Origin of the sequence: Streptomyces sp. NPDC002886 (genome assembly GCF_042888445.1) — a bacterium.
GTDB lineage: Bacteria > Actinomycetota > Actinomycetes > Streptomycetales > Streptomycetaceae > Streptomyces.
In genome coordinates this window covers 481,626-497,230 of the sequence record NZ_JBIAPV010000002.1, presented here as the reverse complement: position 1 = coordinate 497,230, position 15,605 = coordinate 481,626, and the positions used below count along the sequence as shown (strand labels likewise).

14 protein-coding genes are annotated in these 15,605 nt (G+C 72.6%); 6 read left to right on the top strand and 8 right to left on the bottom strand.

Translation table 11 applies throughout. The features are described 5' to 3' along the window. Positions 1–3: 3 nt before the first annotated feature. The 5 genes from ACFYYB_RS08425 to ACFYYB_RS08405 all read right to left on the bottom strand — a co-directional run bounded on the left by ACFYYB_RS08425 (position 4) and on the right by ACFYYB_RS08405 (position 6,465). Positions 4–1,185, bottom strand: coding sequence for a histidine kinase (locus tag ACFYYB_RS08425; protein WP_327309476.1), 1,182 nt, complete (start codon positions 1,183–1,185; stop codon positions 4–6). A gap of 99 nt (positions 1,186–1,284) precedes the next feature. Continuing rightward, entirely contained in the window at positions 1,285–2,070 is a 786-nt protein-coding gene (locus ACFYYB_RS08420; RefSeq protein ID WP_389434004.1) for a hypothetical protein, read from the bottom strand. Then, positions 2,067–4,040, bottom strand: coding sequence for a phosphatidylglycerol lysyltransferase domain-containing protein (locus ACFYYB_RS08415; protein ID WP_389434002.1), 1,974 nt, complete (start codon positions 4,038–4,040; stop codon positions 2,067–2,069). The genes ACFYYB_RS08420 and ACFYYB_RS08415 overlap by 4 nt, the downstream gene beginning before the upstream one ends. Positions 4,041–4,123: 83 nt before the next feature. Continuing rightward, the gene (gene cobT, locus ACFYYB_RS08410) at positions 4,124–5,185 is read right to left on the bottom strand and encodes a nicotinate-nucleotide--dimethylbenzimidazole phosphoribosyltransferase (protein ID WP_389434001.1); all 1,062 of its coding nucleotides are present in this window, start codon (positions 5,183–5,185) and stop codon (positions 4,124–4,126) included. A gap of 74 nt (positions 5,186–5,259) precedes the next feature. Continuing rightward, positions 5,260–6,465, bottom strand: a complete 1,206-nt coding sequence (locus tag ACFYYB_RS08405) for a bifunctional adenosylcobinamide kinase/adenosylcobinamide-phosphate guanylyltransferase (RefSeq protein WP_389433999.1) — start codon at positions 6,463–6,465, stop codon at positions 5,260–5,262. A 104-nt stretch (positions 6,466–6,569) separates the two neighbouring features. Between ACFYYB_RS08405 and ACFYYB_RS08400 the strand changes: the two genes are divergently transcribed. Further along, positions 6,570–6,782, top strand: coding sequence for a hypothetical protein (locus ACFYYB_RS08400; protein WP_250742535.1), 213 nt, complete (start codon positions 6,570–6,572; stop codon positions 6,780–6,782). A 121-nt stretch (positions 6,783–6,903) separates the two neighbouring features. On the opposite strand, the gene ACFYYB_RS08395 is transcribed toward ACFYYB_RS08400, so the two are convergent. Together ACFYYB_RS08395 and ACFYYB_RS08390 are read right to left on the bottom strand one after the other, a co-directional pair. Next, entirely contained in the window at positions 6,904–7,626 is a 723-nt protein-coding gene (locus ACFYYB_RS08395; protein WP_389433998.1) for a class I SAM-dependent methyltransferase, read from the bottom strand. An 89-nt stretch (positions 7,627–7,715) separates the two neighbouring features. After that, entirely contained in the window at positions 7,716–8,315 is a 600-nt protein-coding gene (locus tag ACFYYB_RS08390; protein WP_389433997.1) for a DUF3043 domain-containing protein, read from the bottom strand. A gap of 243 nt (positions 8,316–8,558) precedes the next feature. Here ACFYYB_RS08390 and ACFYYB_RS08385 point away from each other — a divergent pair, with 243 nt between their 5' ends. After that, positions 8,559–9,350 (top strand): PspA/IM30 family protein, encoded by a 792-nt coding sequence (locus ACFYYB_RS08385; protein WP_389433996.1) that lies wholly within the window; start codon positions 8,559–8,561, stop codon positions 9,348–9,350. 13 nt (positions 9,351–9,363) lie between these two features. Continuing rightward, complete coding sequence (locus tag ACFYYB_RS08380) at positions 9,364–9,642, top strand: hypothetical protein (protein ID WP_389433994.1); 279 nt, start codon at positions 9,364–9,366, stop codon at positions 9,640–9,642. 101 nt (positions 9,643–9,743) lie between these two features. Here the strand turns inward: ACFYYB_RS08380 and ACFYYB_RS08375 are convergent, their stop codons facing one another. Then, positions 9,744–10,508, bottom strand: coding sequence for a hypothetical protein (locus ACFYYB_RS08375; RefSeq protein ID WP_389433992.1), 765 nt, complete (start codon positions 10,506–10,508; stop codon positions 9,744–9,746). A 70-nt stretch (positions 10,509–10,578) separates the two neighbouring features. Between ACFYYB_RS08375 and cobS the strand changes: the two genes are divergently transcribed. The 3 genes from cobS to ACFYYB_RS08360 all read left to right on the top strand — a co-directional run bounded on the left by cobS (position 10,579) and on the right by ACFYYB_RS08360 (position 15,560). Beyond that, positions 10,579–11,400: an adenosylcobinamide-GDP ribazoletransferase gene (cobS, locus tag ACFYYB_RS08370; RefSeq protein ID WP_389433990.1), complete on the top strand. Its 822-nt coding sequence runs from the start codon at positions 10,579–10,581 to the stop codon at positions 11,398–11,400. A 120-nt stretch (positions 11,401–11,520) separates the two neighbouring features. After that, a complete protein-coding gene (locus ACFYYB_RS08365; protein ID WP_389433989.1) occupies positions 11,521–12,231 on the top strand; it encodes a response regulator in 711 nt (236 codons plus the stop codon). Positions 12,232–12,431: 200 nt separating this feature from the next. Next, complete coding sequence (locus tag ACFYYB_RS08360; RefSeq protein ID WP_389433988.1) at positions 12,432–15,560, top strand: efflux RND transporter permease subunit; 3,129 nt, start codon at positions 12,432–12,434, stop codon at positions 15,558–15,560. The last annotated feature ends 45 nt before the right edge of the window (positions 15,561–15,605 follow it).

The following is a 15,605-nucleotide window of genomic DNA, read 5'->3' as shown; positions in this document are numbered from 1 at the left end:
CGCTCAGCCCACCGGGAGGATCGCGTGCACCCGGTAGCCGCCGCCGAAGCGGGGGCCGGCGAAGCAGGAGCCGCCCAGGGCCACGGCCCGTTCGCGCATGCCGAGGAGGCCGTGCCCGCCGCCGGGGTCGCGGGGCTCCGGCGAGGGATCCGCCGCCGAGCCGCCGTCGTCCAGCACGGTCACCTCCACCGAGCCGCCCACGCGCACCACGCTGACCTCGGCGCCGGCCCCCGGGCCCGCGTGCTTGCGGACGTTGGTCAGCGCCTCCTGGATCACCCGGTAGGCCGCGAGGTCCACGGCGGCGGGCAGCGGAACCGCGGCGGCCGGGCCCAGTTGGACGATCACCTTCACCGGGAGCCCGGCGTGCCGGAAGGTGCCCACCAGGTCGTCGAGGACGGCCAGGCCGGGCGCCGGCTCGGTCGGCGCCTCCGGATCGCCGGACTGGCGCAGCAGCCCGACGGTCGCCCGCAGCTCGTTCAGGGCCGAGCGGCTGGCGTCCCGTACGTGCGCCAGCGCCTCCTTGGCCTGGTCCGGACGCTTGTCCATGACGTGCGCGGCCACACCCGCCTGCACGTTGACCAGGGCGATGTGGTGGGCCACCACGTCGTGCAGGTCCCGGGCGATGCGCAGCCGCTCCTCGGCGACCCGGCGCCGGGCCTCCTCCTCGCGGGTCCGCTCGGCGCGCTCGGCCCGCTCCTGGATGGCGTCGATGAAGGCCCGCCGGCTGCGCACCGCGTCCCCGGCGGCGGCGGCCATGCCGGTCCAGGCGAAGATGCCGAGGTTCTCCTGGGAGTACCAGGGCAGCGGCCCGGCCAGCATGGCCACGCCCGTCAGCCCGGCCATGGTGAGCAGGCCGAGCCGCCAGGTGGTGGGCCGGTCGGTGCGGGAGGCCACCGTGTACAGGGCGATCACCGTGCACATGGCGACGGGCGCCCGCGGTTCCCCGGTGGTCAGTTCCAGCAGGGAGAGCCCGACGGTCACGGCCAGCACGGCGCGCGGCCGTCGGCGCCGCAGCACCAGGGCGGCGGCGCCGAGCACCATGAGGACGAGCGAGAACGGCTCGGGGGTACGGGTCCCGAAGGTCGGCCCGTACTGCCCGTGCGGGTCGGCGAAGGACGCGACGACCATGGCGACGAGCGCCCCGAGCGCCAGTACGGCGTCGGTGGCCAGCGGATGGTCCCGCATCCACTGCCGCGTGGGGGCGAGCGGCCCGAGGTGTGTCGTCACCCCGATACGGTACGGCCCCGCGCACGTTTTCAGACCCGCGGAGGCAGCCCCGCGGACTCAGCCCGGCGGCGGAGGCACGGGCGGGACCGGGGGAGCGGGCGGGACCGGGGGAGCGGGCGGGACCGGGGGAGCGGGCGGGACCGGGGGCGGCGTCCCGGCCGGGGCCCGCCCCAGCGGGGCGCGGGAGCGGTCCGGGCCCCACTTGGCGCGGACCAGGCAGATCAGCATCACCGAGGCGATGGCGGCCAGGTGCTCCTTGCCCGCCAGGTTGTCCTTGAAGAGCAGCTCGCCGATCATGACCAGGATCACGAGGGAGCCGGTCACGTAGGCCCGGTAGCGCCAGCAGACGTACACGGCGAGCCCGACCACCGCCGCCGAGGGCCCGGTGTCGTTGACGATCCGGTCCGAGTCGGGCAGGCCGAAGGGGTGGTCGGGGCCCAGCGAGAGCCCGATCCGCGCGTACGTGGTCCCGGCCAGGGTGGCCACGTAGCCGATGACCAGCGTGCGCCACCAGCCGATGCAGATTTCCGAGATCCCGAAGACGAGCAGGATCTGCGCGAGCGCCCCCCACACCGGCAGGTCCAGCGCGGGGACGAACAGCGACAGCGGGGTCCGCAGCAGGGCCAGCCAGAACGGGTCGACCGCCTTGACCGACCCGAGGTCCTGCACCGGCTGGAAGCCCCATGAGGTCTGCTGGACGATCTGGAAGACGGCCGTCAGGCAGACCGCGCCGAGGGTCATCGGGATCGCCCGCCATCTGTCGCGGACGAGCGCGTCCCGGATCGTCCGGTACAGGGGCCCCCACTCGCGGCGGGCGAACCGCCGCAGTGAGGCAGTGGTCAACGCTTGCTCTCCAGATGTCTGCGGTGCATCCACTTCGGCAGCCCGGGTGCTTCCAGGAAGCCCTCGGCCCGGCCCGCCGCGATCCCGATCCGCAGCAGGTCCGAACTCTTCTCGAAGAGCATGAACCGCGGTTCCCAGATCGGCCGGTATTTGGCGTTGGCCCGGTAGAGGGACTCGATCTGCCACCAGCGCGAGAAGAAGCTCAGCAGCGAGCGCCACAGACGCAGCACCGGACCGGCGCCGAGCTTCGACCCGCGCTCGAAGACGGAACGGAACATCGCGAAGTTCAGCGAGACCTGTGTGACCCCGATCTCCTTTGACCGCTCCAGGAGTTCGATGACCATGAACTCCATCAGACCGTTCTCGGAATCGCGGTCACGGCGCATCAGGTCCAGCGAGAGACCCTTGGGTCCCCAGGGCACGAAGGACAGCACGGCGCGCAGCTCGCCCTCGCCGTCGAAGCACTCCAGCATCACGCACTGGCCGTCGTCGGGATCGCCCAGCCGGCCCAGTGCCATGGAGAAGCCGCGCTCGGTCGCGCCGTCGCGCCAGTCGTCGGCGCGCAGCAGGAGTACGTCCATCTCCTCGGCCGGGATGTCGGCGTGGCGGCGGATGCGGACCGTGTATCCGGCCCGCTTGACGCGGTTGTACGCCTGGCGGACGGTGCGCATGGCGCGGCCCTCGAGGGTGAACTCGTCGGTCTCGACGATGGCCTCGTCGCCCAGCTCCAGCGCGTCCAGTCCGTGCCGGGCGTAGATCTGCCCGGCCTCCTCGCTCGCGCCCATCACGGCGGGCACCCAGCCGTGCTCGCGGGCCTCGGCCAGCCACGGGTCGATGGCGCCGGGCCAGGCCTCGGGGTCGCCGATGGGGTCGCCGGAGGCCAGTGAGACCCCGCCGACGACGCGGTAGGTGACCGCGGCCTTGCCGGTGGGGGACCAGATGACGGACTTCTCGCGGCGCAGCGCGAAGTAGCCCAGCGAGTCGCGGTCGCCGTGCCGGGCGAGCAGCAGGCGCAGCTTCTCCTCGTCCTCCTCGCCGAGCGGGTCCACGGCGCGGCGCGAGCGGAAGGCCGCGAAGAGGACGGCGAGCAGCAGCAGCGTGGACATGACGTTGATCGCCACGTCCACCCAGCCCGGCGTGGTGATCGTGTTGTACGCCTTGTCGTCCGGGGCCAGGGTGACCAGCCGCATCACGCCGTACCGCCAGCGGGCCAGGAACGTGGCGTCCGCGGCGTCCGGGTCGGTGTTGGTCGCGCCGACGAGCAGGGCGGCGACCAGCGAGGTCACCAGCAGGCCGACGGAGGCGACCAGGCTGGCCAGCAGCGGGTTGGAGCGGTCGCCCTTGGCGTAGAACTCCCGGCGGCCCAGCAGCAGGGCGCCGACGAAGAGCGCGGTCAGCCCGAAGGCCACCCAGTTCTGCGGGTGGACGCGGAACTCCGGGTAGCAGAACTCGTACCCGCTCCCCGAGCACGGGGTGAAGGAGGCGACGGCGGCCATCGTGAAGGCCGCCAGCAGCAGTCCGCTGAGCACCAGGTTCAGGATCCAGGCCGCGCGTTTGCGGCGGCCCATGGTGACGGTGAGCAGCAGCGAGAACGCCGCGGAGGCGAAGCCCGCCGTGAGCAGGTACGGGGTGTAGAAATCGGCGGTGCTGTGCCGGCGCAGGTCCTGGCCGAGCGAGAACCACACCGCGCTGAGCAGGTTGACGAAGGTGACGGCGCGCAAATACCACACCGCGAAGGTGGCGCTGCGCCGCGAGCGGACGCTTCCCCGGCCGTTCTCCCGGCCGTTCTCCCGGCCGTTCTCCCGGCCGGGAGACGCGGCTTCCTGGCCGTTCCCCCGGCCGTTCGCCGGGGTGCCGGCCTGGGTGTTCCCCCGCCCGCCCGCCGGATTGTTTCTGCCGTTCGGATCCCCACCGGTTCCTCGGTCGGTCTTCCGATCGGTCTCTGCGCTGGTCAAACGGACCTCTCCCATAAAAAGCGATGATATGGGGCATCGCGGTCCGTGCTGGGGTCCCTGAGGGCCGCGGCCTGGTCAGGGCCGCGGGCCCCGGTGACTCATTCGGTCGGCTCGGCCGCTCGTTCGGGGAGTTCCGCCGCGAGTGCGGCGGCCGCCTGGACGAGGGGGAGAGCCAGCAGCGCCCCGGTTCCTTCTCCCACAGTGACGCCGTGGTCGAGCACGGGGTTGAGCGCCATCCGGTCCAGTGCCTTCGCCTGGCCCGGCTCCCCGCTGGCCTGTCCGGCCAGCCACCAGTCCGGGGCGCGGAAGGCGGCCCGCTGGGCCACCAGCCCGCAGGCCGCCGAGACGACCCCGTCGAGGATCACGGGGGTGCGGCGCACCGCGCACTGGAGCAGGAAGCCGGTGATCGCCGCGACGTCGGCCCCGCCGACGGCGGCGAGCAGCGCGACCTGATCCCCGAGGACGGGCCGGGCGCGTCGCAGCGCGTCGCGGATCGCCGCGCACTTGCGCATCCAGGTCAGGTCGTCGATCGGCATGCCGCCGCGGCCGGTGACCACGGAGGCGTCCGTGCCGCAGAGGGCGGCGACGAGGGTCGCGGCGACGGTGGTCCCGCCGACGCTCAGGTCGCCGAGGACGATCAGATCGGTCCCCGAGTCGGCCTCCTCGTCGGCGATCTGCATCCCGAGGCGCAGCGCGGCCCGGGCCTCCTCGGTCGTCAGCGCGTCCTCGACGTCGATCCGCCCGCTGCCGCGCCGGACGCGGTGCTTGGTGATCTCCTGGGGCAGCAGGTCGAGATGGCAGTCCAGGCCGGCGTCGACGATCCGCACGGAGGCGCCGAGCCGCGCGGCCAGGATCGCCACCGGGCTGCGCCCGTCCAGGACCGCCCGCACCAGCTCGTGCGCGCTGCCTGCGGGACGTACGGAGACTCCCTCGGAGGCCACCCCGTGGTCCGCGGCGAACAGCACGACGCGCGGCCGCTCGATCGGCTTGACCGGTACCCGGCCCTGCGCGGCGGCGAGCCACTCGGCGAGCTCGTCGAGCCGCCCCAGTGCCCCGACCGGCACGGCCAGCCGTTCACGGCGTTCCTCGGCGTCACGCCGGACGCCCCCGTCGGGGCGCTCGATCAGATCGGAGAAGTCGTCGAGATTCAGCGTGGTCATTTGCCAGAGGGTACAGCGGCTCCCCGCGGCGCCCGAACGGCCCGTGCACCACCTTTCACCACCGGTCCCCGCGGCTACTGCTTCAGGACCAGCGCCTGTCCCGCCACCACCAGCAGGACGTGCTCACACTCCCCGGCGACCCCCGCGTTCAGCCGCCCCAGCTCATCGCGGAAGCGGCGCCCCGACGCGGTCGCGGGGACCACACCGGAGCCGACCTCGTTGCTGACCAGCACCACCGGCCTGCGGGTCGCGCGGACGGCCGCCACCAGCGATGACGTCCGTTCCCGCAGCTCCGCGGCGCCCTTGTCGGCCCACACCGCGTCGTCCCAGGCGCCGGCCCGGTCCATCGCGTCCGTGAGCCACAGCGCCAGGCAGTCGATGAGCAGCGCCGGCCCCTCCTGCTCCAGCAGCGGCACCAGATCGCAGGTCTCCACCGTCCGCCAGGACGAGGCCCTGCGCTCGCGGTGCAGCCCGACCCGCGCGGCCCACTCCGAGTCGCCCTCGCGGGTACCGCCCGTGGCCACGTAGACGACCTCCGGGTAGCCGGTCAGCCGGCGCTCCGCCTCGTACGATTTGCCCGACCGGGCCCCGCCCAGGACCAGGGTCCGCCGCGGCACCTCGGGCGCCGGCCGGTACTCCCCGGCCGCCACCGTGGTCCCGTCCGCCACCGTCCGCGCGCCCGCGGCGGCGCACCGGCGCTCCAGTTCCGCTCCCGGCGGGGTGTCGTGGTCCAGGTGGACCGCGATCACGTCCGTGGCCGGGCCCAGCGCGCCGCTGGCCCGCAGCCGCGCCAGCGCCTCCGGGCGGCCGAGCACGTCCGCGAGAACCACGTCGTACGGGCGCCGCCCCGTGGTGCCGGCGGTCCCGGCCGGGGCCCCGCCCGGCGGGAGGTACAGCATCCGGGCACCGTCCGGCCCGGTCACCTCGTACCCGGTGCCGGGCGCGTCCATCGGCACGGCCCGCACCCGGTGCCCGGAGATCACCGCGAGCTCCCGCCCGTCCGGCACCCGCCCGGCCGCCGGCAGCCCCGGCGGCAGCTCCACGGGCGGACCGTCGTGCGGGTGGGTCAGCAGGACCTGCCGTACGGCGGCCAGCGAATGCCCCGCCCGGGCGCCGGCGAGCACCGCCCCGGGGGTCAGGTCCAGCAGCAGCGCCCCGTCCACGAGCACGGAGGTGGCGGCGCGCGCCCGGGGCCCCACGGAGAGCGCGCACGCGGCGCAGGGACAGCCGGGGCGGGGCAGTCCTTCGGGTGTGCCGGTGCCGAGCAGAGTGAGTTCCACAGGATGATCCTCCCGCGTCGCCGGGACTGCTGCGCGCCCGGTTAGTCTGCGGGCACACTCAAGGCGACAAGCGTGTGAGAAGCGGACGAGCAACGGAGGCGGACATGGCGTGGACGTGGCGGTTCGAGACGGCCGACGGCAGTGAGACGAGCCCGTCGGTGGTGCCGGAGGAGTTCACCACGCAGGGGGACGCCGAGTCGTGGATCGGCGAGTACTGGAAGGACCTGCTGGAGGGCGGTACCGAACAGGTGAAGCTGTCCGACGACAACGGGGTCCAGCTCTACACGATGAGCCTGCGCGAGGCCGCCGAACTCTAACCGGCGCCTACCGGCACTGACCGGTTCCGGTCGGTTCCGGTCGGTGCCGGCCGGGTACGCGAGAGCCCGGACCCCCCGAGGGGGGTCCGGGCTCTGCCGTGTGAAGAGCGGGCTCGGGCGCTCAGCCCCGTACACCGCACAGGTGAAGCAGCGCGGCGACCCCGCGGTAGGGGTCGGTCCGCCCGGCGCGGTCCTCGGCGGCGAGCAGCCGCTCCAGTTCCGCGTCGGCGGGCAGCTCGTCCGCGGCCTCGGTGCCGTCGGTGAAGACGCGTACGCCGTACCAGGTCTGCAGCGGGGCGCCGATCCCGGACAGGGTCGCGGTCAGCGTGGCCAGCCGGTCGGCGCGCACGTCCAGGCCCAGCCGGTTCGTGTAGTCGACGCCGTCGAAGGAGGCCAGCGCGGCCGTCCAGTCGCCGTGCAGACCGGGCCGCATGGCGAGGGCGTCGCCGTTGCGCACCAGCAGGGACAGCAGTCCGCCGGGTGCCAGCATCCGGGCGAGCCCGGCGAGCATGGCGTCCGGCTCGGGGACGTACATGAGCACGCCGTGGCAGAGCACCACGTCGAAGCTGCCCGGAAGGAAGTGCGCGCCCGTCTCCCGGCCGTCGCCCTCCATGAGGCGGACGCGGTCCTGGATCCCGGGGGGCTCGGCGGCCAGCACCTCACGGGCGACGGCCAGCATCGCCGGATCCTGTTCCAGCCCGGTCACCATGTGCCCGGCGCGGGCCAGGCGCAGTGCCTGCGTGCCCTGGCCCATGCCGACGTCGAGGACGCGCAGCCGCTGCCCCACGGGGAAGCGGTGCGCGATCTGCTCGTCGACCTGACGGCCGACGAGCTCCTGGCGCACCGCGTTGCGGAGCCCGCCCAGGCCTTCCAGCCACAGCCGGGCCCCGTCCGCGAAGCCACCCCCGCCGAACGCTCCGGGCGTTCCTCGGCTCAGGGCCGTTCCCCGCGCTTGACCTGCGGCTTCGGCAGACGCAGCCGGCGCATCTGGAGGGTGCGCATCAGGCCGTACGCGACGGCGCCGCGCTTGGGCTCGTCCGGGAAGCGCTGGTTCAGGGCCTTGCGCAGGCGGATGAACATGCCGACGGAGTCGACGAGGATCAGCGCGATCACGCCGAGCCACAGCAGCAGCGCGATGTTCTGGAGCGACGACACCCGCACCATGCTCAGCACCAGGATGATCACGGCCAGCGGCAGGAACATCTCGGCGACGGAGAAGCGGGAGTCCACGAAGTCGCGTACGTACCGGCGCACGGGACCCTTGTCCCGGTTGGGCAGATAACGCTCGTCGCCATTGGCGAGGGCTTCGCGCTGCTTGGTCATCTCGACCCGGCGGCGCTCACGAGCCCGCTTGGCATCCTCCTTGCGGTTGCCGGTCGAAGCCACCACTGCCTTGCGCTGCGACTGGGCCACAGCACGCTTCGGCGTCGGGCGGCCCTTCGGGGCCTGAGGGTCACGGGACTGGGAGAGGTCGGCGCTCACCTTGTCGGTGGCGGCGTCCTTCTCTTCCTTGGAGGATCGGCTACCAAACACAAACCCAAGGGTACGTGGTTGCGGGCACGCGCCCCATCCCGGAGGGGAACGATCCGGCAACGGCGGGCGTCCTTCCTGAGGGGAGCACCTACTCCTTACGCCCTACACGGCGGACGAGCAGTCGTTCTGGAGGAGGAGCGCATCTCCGCTCGAACAGTGCGGTAATAGAGGCAGGGCCCCCGTACTGTGGGTCTTGTTGGTGACCAGGAGCGAAGTCCGTCTAGAAGGGGGCGCGCGAAGCCCATGAGCGGTGTCATGAAGCGTATGGGGATGATCTTCCGCGCGAAGGCGAACAAGGCCCTGGACCGGGCCGAAGACCCGCGCGAAACCCTCGACTACTCGTACCAGAAGCAGCTCGAACTGCTTCAGAAGGTGCGCCGCGGCGTCGCCGACGTGGCGACCTCCCGCAAGCGCCTGGAGCTGCAGCTGAACCAGCTCCAGGGCCAGTCCAGCAAGCTGGAGGACCAGGGCCGCAAGGCGCTGGCCCTGGGGCGCGAGGACCTGGCCCGCGAGGCCCTGTCCCGCCGCGCCTCGCTGCAGCAGCAGGTCAGCGACCTGGAGGTGCAGCACCAGACCCTCCAGGGCGAGGAGGAGAAGCTGACCCTCGCCGCGCAGCGGCTCCAGGCCAAGGTGGACGCCTTCCGCACGAAGAAGGAGACCATCAAGGCCACGTACACGGCCGCCCAGGCGCAGACGCGGATCGCCGAGTCCTTCTCCGGCATCTCCGAGGAGATGAGCGATGTCGGCCTCGCCATCCAGCGCGCCGAGGACAAGACGGCGCAGCTCCAGGCCCGCGCCGGCGCGATCGACGAGCTGCTCGCCTCCGGAGCGCTCAGCGACGCGAGCGGGCTCGCCAAGGACGACCTCCAGGCCGAGCTGGACCGTATCTCGGGCGGTTCGGACGTGGAGCTGGAGCTCCAGCGGATGAAGGCCGAGCTGGCGGGCGGCCCCTCCGCCCAGAATCCGGCCATCGAGGGCGGCGCTCCGGGCACCGGCCAGCCGTCGCAGACCCAGAACCGGTTCGACAAGCAGTAGGACGGGGCCCGTCATGATTGTCCGCATCATGGGGGAAGGTCAGGTGGAGCTGGCGGACGGCCACCTCACCGCGCTCAACAAGCTGGACGACGAACTGCTCGCGGAGATGGAGAGCGGTGACGAGGAGGGCTTCCGGCGCACGCTGGGCGAGCTGCTCGCCGCCGTACGACGGCTCGGCGAGCCGTTGCCCGACGAGGCGCTGGAGCCGTCCGAGCTGATCCTGCCCGCCCCCGACGCCACGCTGGACGAGGTGCGGGAGATGCTCCGCGACGACGGGCTGATCCCGGGCTGATCCCTGTCCGTCCCCGGCCGACCGCGCGCAGACGGGAAGAAGAGAAGGGCCCGTCCCCCATGGGGGACGGGCCCTTCTCCCTTCTCTGTCAGCGCGGCGCCTTAGTGCAGCTCCTTCTCGGAAGCGTGTTCCCCGTCCGGGGTCCCGCCGATGAAGTTCTCGAACTTGCGCCGCGGCGAGGACCAGCGGCGGTCGTGGTGGAAGGCGCGCAGCTGGGCCTTGGCGCGGGCCTTCGGGCGGTTGGCGTAGAACTTCTTCGCGTACGGGGAACCGGGCCGGGCGAGCCGGATCGCGCCGATCAGTGCGACGAAGGGGATGACCGTGCCGAAGAACGCGGTGCGCGCCTTGCCCTTCCACAGGGCGATCAGGGCGAGGAAGAAGTTGGTCGCGGTGTTCATGGCGACCAGTCCGCGGTTGTGCCGCTCGTCCTCGGTGAGGTCGTTGACCCCGAAGGGCAGGAAGCCGCCCAGTACCAGCGCCACGATCGCCGCCGTCAGGACCACGATCTCCACGCTCTTGCGGCCCTGCTCGCTCCAGTAGACGTCGTCCAGGTGCAGGATCAGCGCGAACTCGTCCAGCACCAGCCCCGCACCGAGCCCGAAGATCACGGCCGACAGGCCCGCCCCGAAGCTGTGCCGGGCGCTGCCGATCGCACCGAAACCGCCGATGATCACGAGGATCACGCCCGGGACCACGTGGTGGATGTGCATCCCGCCCGGCGTGACGTTCTTGAAGGGCCCGCGCCCCGCCCGGATCATCCGGGTGATCATGCGCGTGACCAGGAAGGACAGGACGAAGGAGACCAGCGCGAGGAGCAGCGGGAGCTTCCCCGGCTCCACGATGTTGCGATACCACCAGTGACCCATGCCACCACCTCCCGATTTGGGGTGTATTGGGTAACTTACCGGTCCTGTCGAGCGGGTAGCGTTCGCGCCGATGACAGATTCGTACGACGGCCCGTCCCCGACCCCGCCCCCGGAGCGCGCCTCGCTGCTCGACGGGGTGCGCTTCGCCTTCGGCACGCTCACCGTGCTGCCCGCGCGCATCACCCGCTGGGACCGCCCCGCCGCCCGCACCGGCATGGCCTGCGCCCCGCTCGCCGGGCTCGTCGTGGGGCTCCTCGCGGCCGCGCCCGGGGTGGTCCTCCTGCTGTGCGGCGGAGGTCCGCTGCTCGCCGCCGCCGTCAGCGTCGCCGTACCGGCGGCCCTGACCCGAGCCCTGCACCTGGACGGCCTCGCCGACACGGCGGACGGCCTGGGCAGCGCCAAGCCCGCCGACGCCGCGCTGCGCATCATGAAGCAGTCCGACATCGGGCCCTTCGGTGTGGTGGCACTGGTGTTCCTCCTGCTGGTCCAGGTCGCGGCGCTGGCGAACGTGTACGCCGACAGCTGGAACCGGGGCGCCCTGGCCGCCGTGGTCGCCGCCGTCACCGCCCGGCTCGCCATGACCCTCGCCTCCCGCGACGGGATCCCGCCGGCCCGCCCGGAGGGGCTGGGCGCGGCCGTCGCCGGAGTCGTCCCGCGTGAGGCGGCCGTCGCGGTCGCCGCACTCGTCGTGCTCCTGTCCGCCGCCGCCGCCCTCCCGCTGGGCCTGCCGGCCGCCGCGCAGCACGCGGCGGCCGTCCTGGTCGCCCTGCTGGCGGCGGAGGCCCTGCTCCGCCGCTGCGTACGCCGCTTCGACGGGGTCACCGGTGACGTGTTCGGAGCCCTGGCCGAGGTCTCGGCGACCGCCGCCCTGGTCGTACTGGCCCTGGGCTAGACCGTCTCTTTCGGATCGAGCCCGACCGGCTCTTTCGGATCAGGCCCGACCGGAGAGATCCGAAGGAGACGGCCCAGGCCTGGCGATCCCGGGCCGCGCGGGACGACGTAGGGTCGGGGCGTGGAACAGACCCCGAACCAGGCCCCGACGCCCATCCGGGTGCTCCTCGCCGACGACCAGGCCCTGCTGCGCAGCGCGTTCAAGGTGCTCGTCGACTCCGAGGCCGACATGTGCGTCGTCGGGGAGGCCTCCGACGGGGCGCAGGCCTTCGAGCTCGCGCGCACCCTCCGGCCCGACGTCGTGCTCATGGACATCCGGATGCCCGGCACCGACGGCCTCGCCGCCACCCGGCTGATCAGCGCCGATGCCGAACTGGCCGAGGTCCGCGTGGTGATGCTGACGACCTTCGAGGTGGACGAGTACGTGGCGGCGGCCCTGCGGGCGGGCGCCTCCGGCTTCCTCGGCAAGGGAGCCGAGCCCGAGGAACTGCTCAACGCCATCCGCGTCGCGGCCGCCGGCGACGCGCTGCTCTCCCCGGCCGCCACCAAGGGGCTCATCGCCACCTTCCTCGCGCAGGGCGGCGGCGAGGGGGCCACCCCCGCCGCGGCCCACGTGCAGCGCCTGGCCGCGCTGACCGGACGCGAGCGCGAGGTCCTCGTCCTCGTGGCGGCGGGCCTGTCCAACGACGAGATCGCCCGCCGGCTGGAAGTCAGCCCGCTCACCGTCAAGACCCACGTGAACCGGGCCATGTCCAAGCTCGGTGCCCGCGACAGGGCGCAATTGGTGGTCATCGCGTACGAATCGGGACTGGTCCGGCCCCGGGCGGACTAGTTCGGAGGGGTCACTGGGGATCCCGGAGTACTCCCGCCTACTGCGAACGCGGTATGCCCTGGATAAGGACGGGACCTGGGGGCGACGTCGGCGCGCCCGTGCGCACGAGAGGCTGAGGGGCCCCGCGCGTGCCCGAAGGCACGGCCGTCCGTCATGCCTCGTAGACGTCACCGCGTCCCTGCAGAGAGATCCCCATAGCCATGTTCCGGCTGTCCCGCTTCAGCCTCGCCCAGAGGGCGCTGATCGGCCTCGTGTCGCTCGTCGCGATCCTCTTCGGCGCCATTGCCATCCCGCAGCTCAAGCAGCAGCTGCTGCCCTCCATCGACCTGCCGATGGTGTCCGTGCTCGCGCCGTACCAGGGCGCCTCGCCCGACGTGGTGGAGAAGCAGGTCGTCGAGCCGATCGAAGCCATGCTCAAGGGCGTCGACGGCATCACCGGCGTCACCTCCACCGCCAGCGAGGGCAACGCCCTGATCATGGCGACCTTCGACTACGGCGACGAGGGCACCAAGCAGCTCGTCGCCGACGTCCAGCAGGCCGTCAACCGGGCCCGCGTACGGCTGCCCGCCGAGGTCGACCCGCAGGTGATCGCCGGTTCCACCGACGACATGCCGACCGTGGTCCTCGCCGTCACCTCCGACAAGGACCAGCAGGCGCTGGCCGACCAGCTGAACAAGTCCGTGGTCCCCGCGCTCCAGGACATCGCGGGCGTCGGCCAGGTCACCGTGGACGGCGTACGGGACCTGCAGGTCACGGTCACCCCCGACGACGCCAAGCTCGCCGCCGCCGGCCTCGACGGCGCGGCCCTGGCCCAGGGCCTCCAGGCGGGCGGCGCCACCGTCCCCGCCGGCTCCTTCGACGAGGCGGGCAAGAACCGCACCGTGCGCGTCGGTTCGGGCTACACCTCGCTCGCCCAGCTGGAGGACCTGCGCCTCACCGCCGGACCGGGCAAGCCCGCCGTCCGCCTCGGCGACGTGGCGAGCGTGAAGCAGGAGGCGGCCAAGGCCGACTCCCTCACCCGCACCAACGGCAAGCCCAGCCTCGCCCTCGTCCTCACCATGGACAAGGACGGCAGCGCCGTCGCCATCTCGGACGCGGTCAAGGACAAGCTGCCCGAGCTCCGCTCCACCCTCGGCTCCGGCGCCGGCCTGACCGTGGTCAGCGACCAGGGCCCGGCCGTCGCCAAGTCCATCTCGGGCCTGACCACCGAGGGCCTGCTCGGCCTCGTCTTCGCGGTCGTCGTGATCCTGGTCTTCCTCGGCTCGCTGCGCTCGACGCTCGTCACCGCGGTCTCCATCCCGCTGTCCGTCGTCCTCGCGCTGATCGTGCTGTGGACCCGCGACCTCTCCCTCAACATGCTGACGCTGGGCGCCCTCACCATCGCCATCGGCCGGGTCGTCGACGACTCGATCGTGGTCCTGGAGAACATCAAGCGCCACCTCGGCTACGGCGAGGAGCGGCAGCACGCGATCATCACCGCGGTCAAGGAGGTGGCCGGCGCGGTCACCTCCTCCACGCTCACCACCGTCGCCGTCTTCCTGCCGATCGCCTTCGTCGGCGGCATGGTCGGCCAGTTCTTCGGCCCGTTCTCCATCACCGTCACCGCGGCCCTGCTGGCCTCGCTGCTCGTCTCCCTGACGGTCGTGCCGGTGCTCTCGTACTGGTTCCTGCGCGCGCCGAAGGGCGTCAGCGAAGGGGACGCCGCGAGCATCGAGAAGGCCCGCCGCGAGGCCGAGGAGAAGGAGTCCCGCAGCAAGCTCCAGCGGTTCTACGTACGGGCGCTGGGCCTGGTCACCCGCCGCCGGGTCGCCACCCTGATCGTCGCCGTCGTGGTGCTCGTCGCGACGCTGGGCATGACCCCGCTGCTCAAGACGAACTTCTTCGACCAGGGCGAGCAGGAAGTCCTCAGCATCAAGCAGCAGTTGCCGCCCGGCACCTCGCTGGCCGCCGCCGACGAGGCGAGCCGCAAGGTCGAGAAGGTCCTGGACGGGACCGACGGGGTCAAGGACTACCAGGTCACCGTCGGCTCCTCCGGCTTCCTGGCCGCCTTCGGCGGCGGTACGGGCTCCAACCAGGCCTCGTACCAGGTCACGCTGGAGGACTCGGGGAAGACCGAGTCCGCCAAGAAGCACATCGAGACCGCCCTCAAGGGGCTCGACGGCATAGGCGAGACCACCATCGCGGCCGGCGACGGCTTCGGCAGCCAGAACCTCAGCGTCGTGGTCAAGGCGGGCGACGGCGCCGTCCTCGCCAAGGCCGCCGAGCAGGTCCGCGCCGAGGTGGCGAAGATCGAGGACGTCACCGACGTCCAGAGCGACCTGTCCCAGTCCGTGCCCCGGATCTCGGTCATCGCCACCCCCAAGGCGGCGGAGTTCGGCCTGAACCAGGCGGCGCTCGGTGCCATCGTCGGCCAGGCCGTACGCGGCAACCCGGCGGGCAAGGCCGTACTGGACGACACCGAGCGCAACATCGTCATCAAGTCCGCGCAGCCGGCCACCACCCTGGCCCAGCTGCGGGCGCTGCCCGTCGGCCCCGTGAAGCTCGGCGACATCGCCGAGGTCAAGGAGGTCCCCGGCCCCGTCGCGATGACCCGGATCGACGGCGCCCGCGCCGCGACCATCAGCGCGAAGCCGGTCGGCGACAACACCGGCGCCGTCAGCTCCACCCTGCAGACGAAGATCAAGGCCCTGGACCTGCCCGAGGGCGCCACGGCCACCATCGGCGGCGTCGGACAGGACCAGAGCGAGGCCTTCGGCCAGCTGGGCCTGGCCATGCTCGCGGCCATCGCGATCGTGTTCATGCTGCTGGTCGCCACGTTCCGCTCGCTGGTCCAGCCGCTGATCCTGCTGGTCTCGATCCCCTTCGCGGCGACCGGCGCGCTCGGCCTGCTCCTGGTCACCGGCACCCCGCTGGGGGTCCCGGCGATGATCGGCATGCTGATGCTCATCGGCATCGTCGTGACCAACGCGATCGTCCTGATCGACCTGGTCAACCAGTACCGGGCCCAGGGCTACGGCGTGATCGAGGCGGTCGTCGAGGGCGGCCGCCACCGGCTGCGCCCGATCCTGATGACGGCACTGGCGACGATCTTCGCGCTGCTCCCGATGGCGCTGGGCGTCACCGGCGAGGGCGGCTTCATCTCGCAGCCGCTCGCGGTGGTCGTCATCGGCGGCCTGATCAGCTCCACCCTGCTGACCCTGCTCCTGGTGCCGACCCTCTACACGATGCTGGAGCTCCGCAAGGAGCGCCGCAGCGCGAAGAAGAGGGCCCGCCTGACCGTGGTCCCGGCCCCGGCGTCCTCCGCGGACGAGAGCCCGGTCAAGGTCTGACCCGCGGGAGGACCCGTACAAGCCGAAGGGCCGCCCCTCACAGGA

Bases quoted from the DNA above. Each gene is read 5' to 3' on its own strand.
- ACFYYB_RS08425 (WP_327309476.1), bottom strand. From the start codon at position 1,185: ATGCGGGACCATCCGCTGGCCACCGACGCCGTACTGGCGCTCGGGGCG.
- ACFYYB_RS08415 (WP_389434002.1), bottom strand. From the start codon at position 4,040: ATGGGAGAGGTCCGTTTGACCAGCGCAGAGACCGATCGGAAGACCGAC.
- cobT (WP_389434001.1), bottom strand. From the start codon at position 5,185: ATGACCACGCTGAATCTCGACGACTTCTCCGATCTGATCGAGCGCCCC.
- ACFYYB_RS08400 (WP_250742535.1), top strand. From the start codon at position 6,570: ATGGCGTGGACGTGGCGGTTCGAGACGGCCGACGGCAGTGAGACGAGC.
- ACFYYB_RS08385 (WP_389433996.1), top strand. From the start codon at position 8,559: ATGAGCGGTGTCATGAAGCGTATGGGGATGATCTTCCGCGCGAAGGCG.
- ACFYYB_RS08380 (WP_389433994.1), top strand. From the start codon at position 9,364: ATGATTGTCCGCATCATGGGGGAAGGTCAGGTGGAGCTGGCGGACGGC.
- ACFYYB_RS08375 (WP_389433992.1), bottom strand. From the start codon at position 10,508: ATGGGTCACTGGTGGTATCGCAACATCGTGGAGCCGGGGAAGCTCCCG.
- cobS (WP_389433990.1), top strand. From the start codon at position 10,579: ATGACAGATTCGTACGACGGCCCGTCCCCGACCCCGCCCCCGGAGCGC.
- ACFYYB_RS08360 (WP_389433988.1), top strand. From the start codon at position 12,432: ATGTTCCGGCTGTCCCGCTTCAGCCTCGCCCAGAGGGCGCTGATCGGC.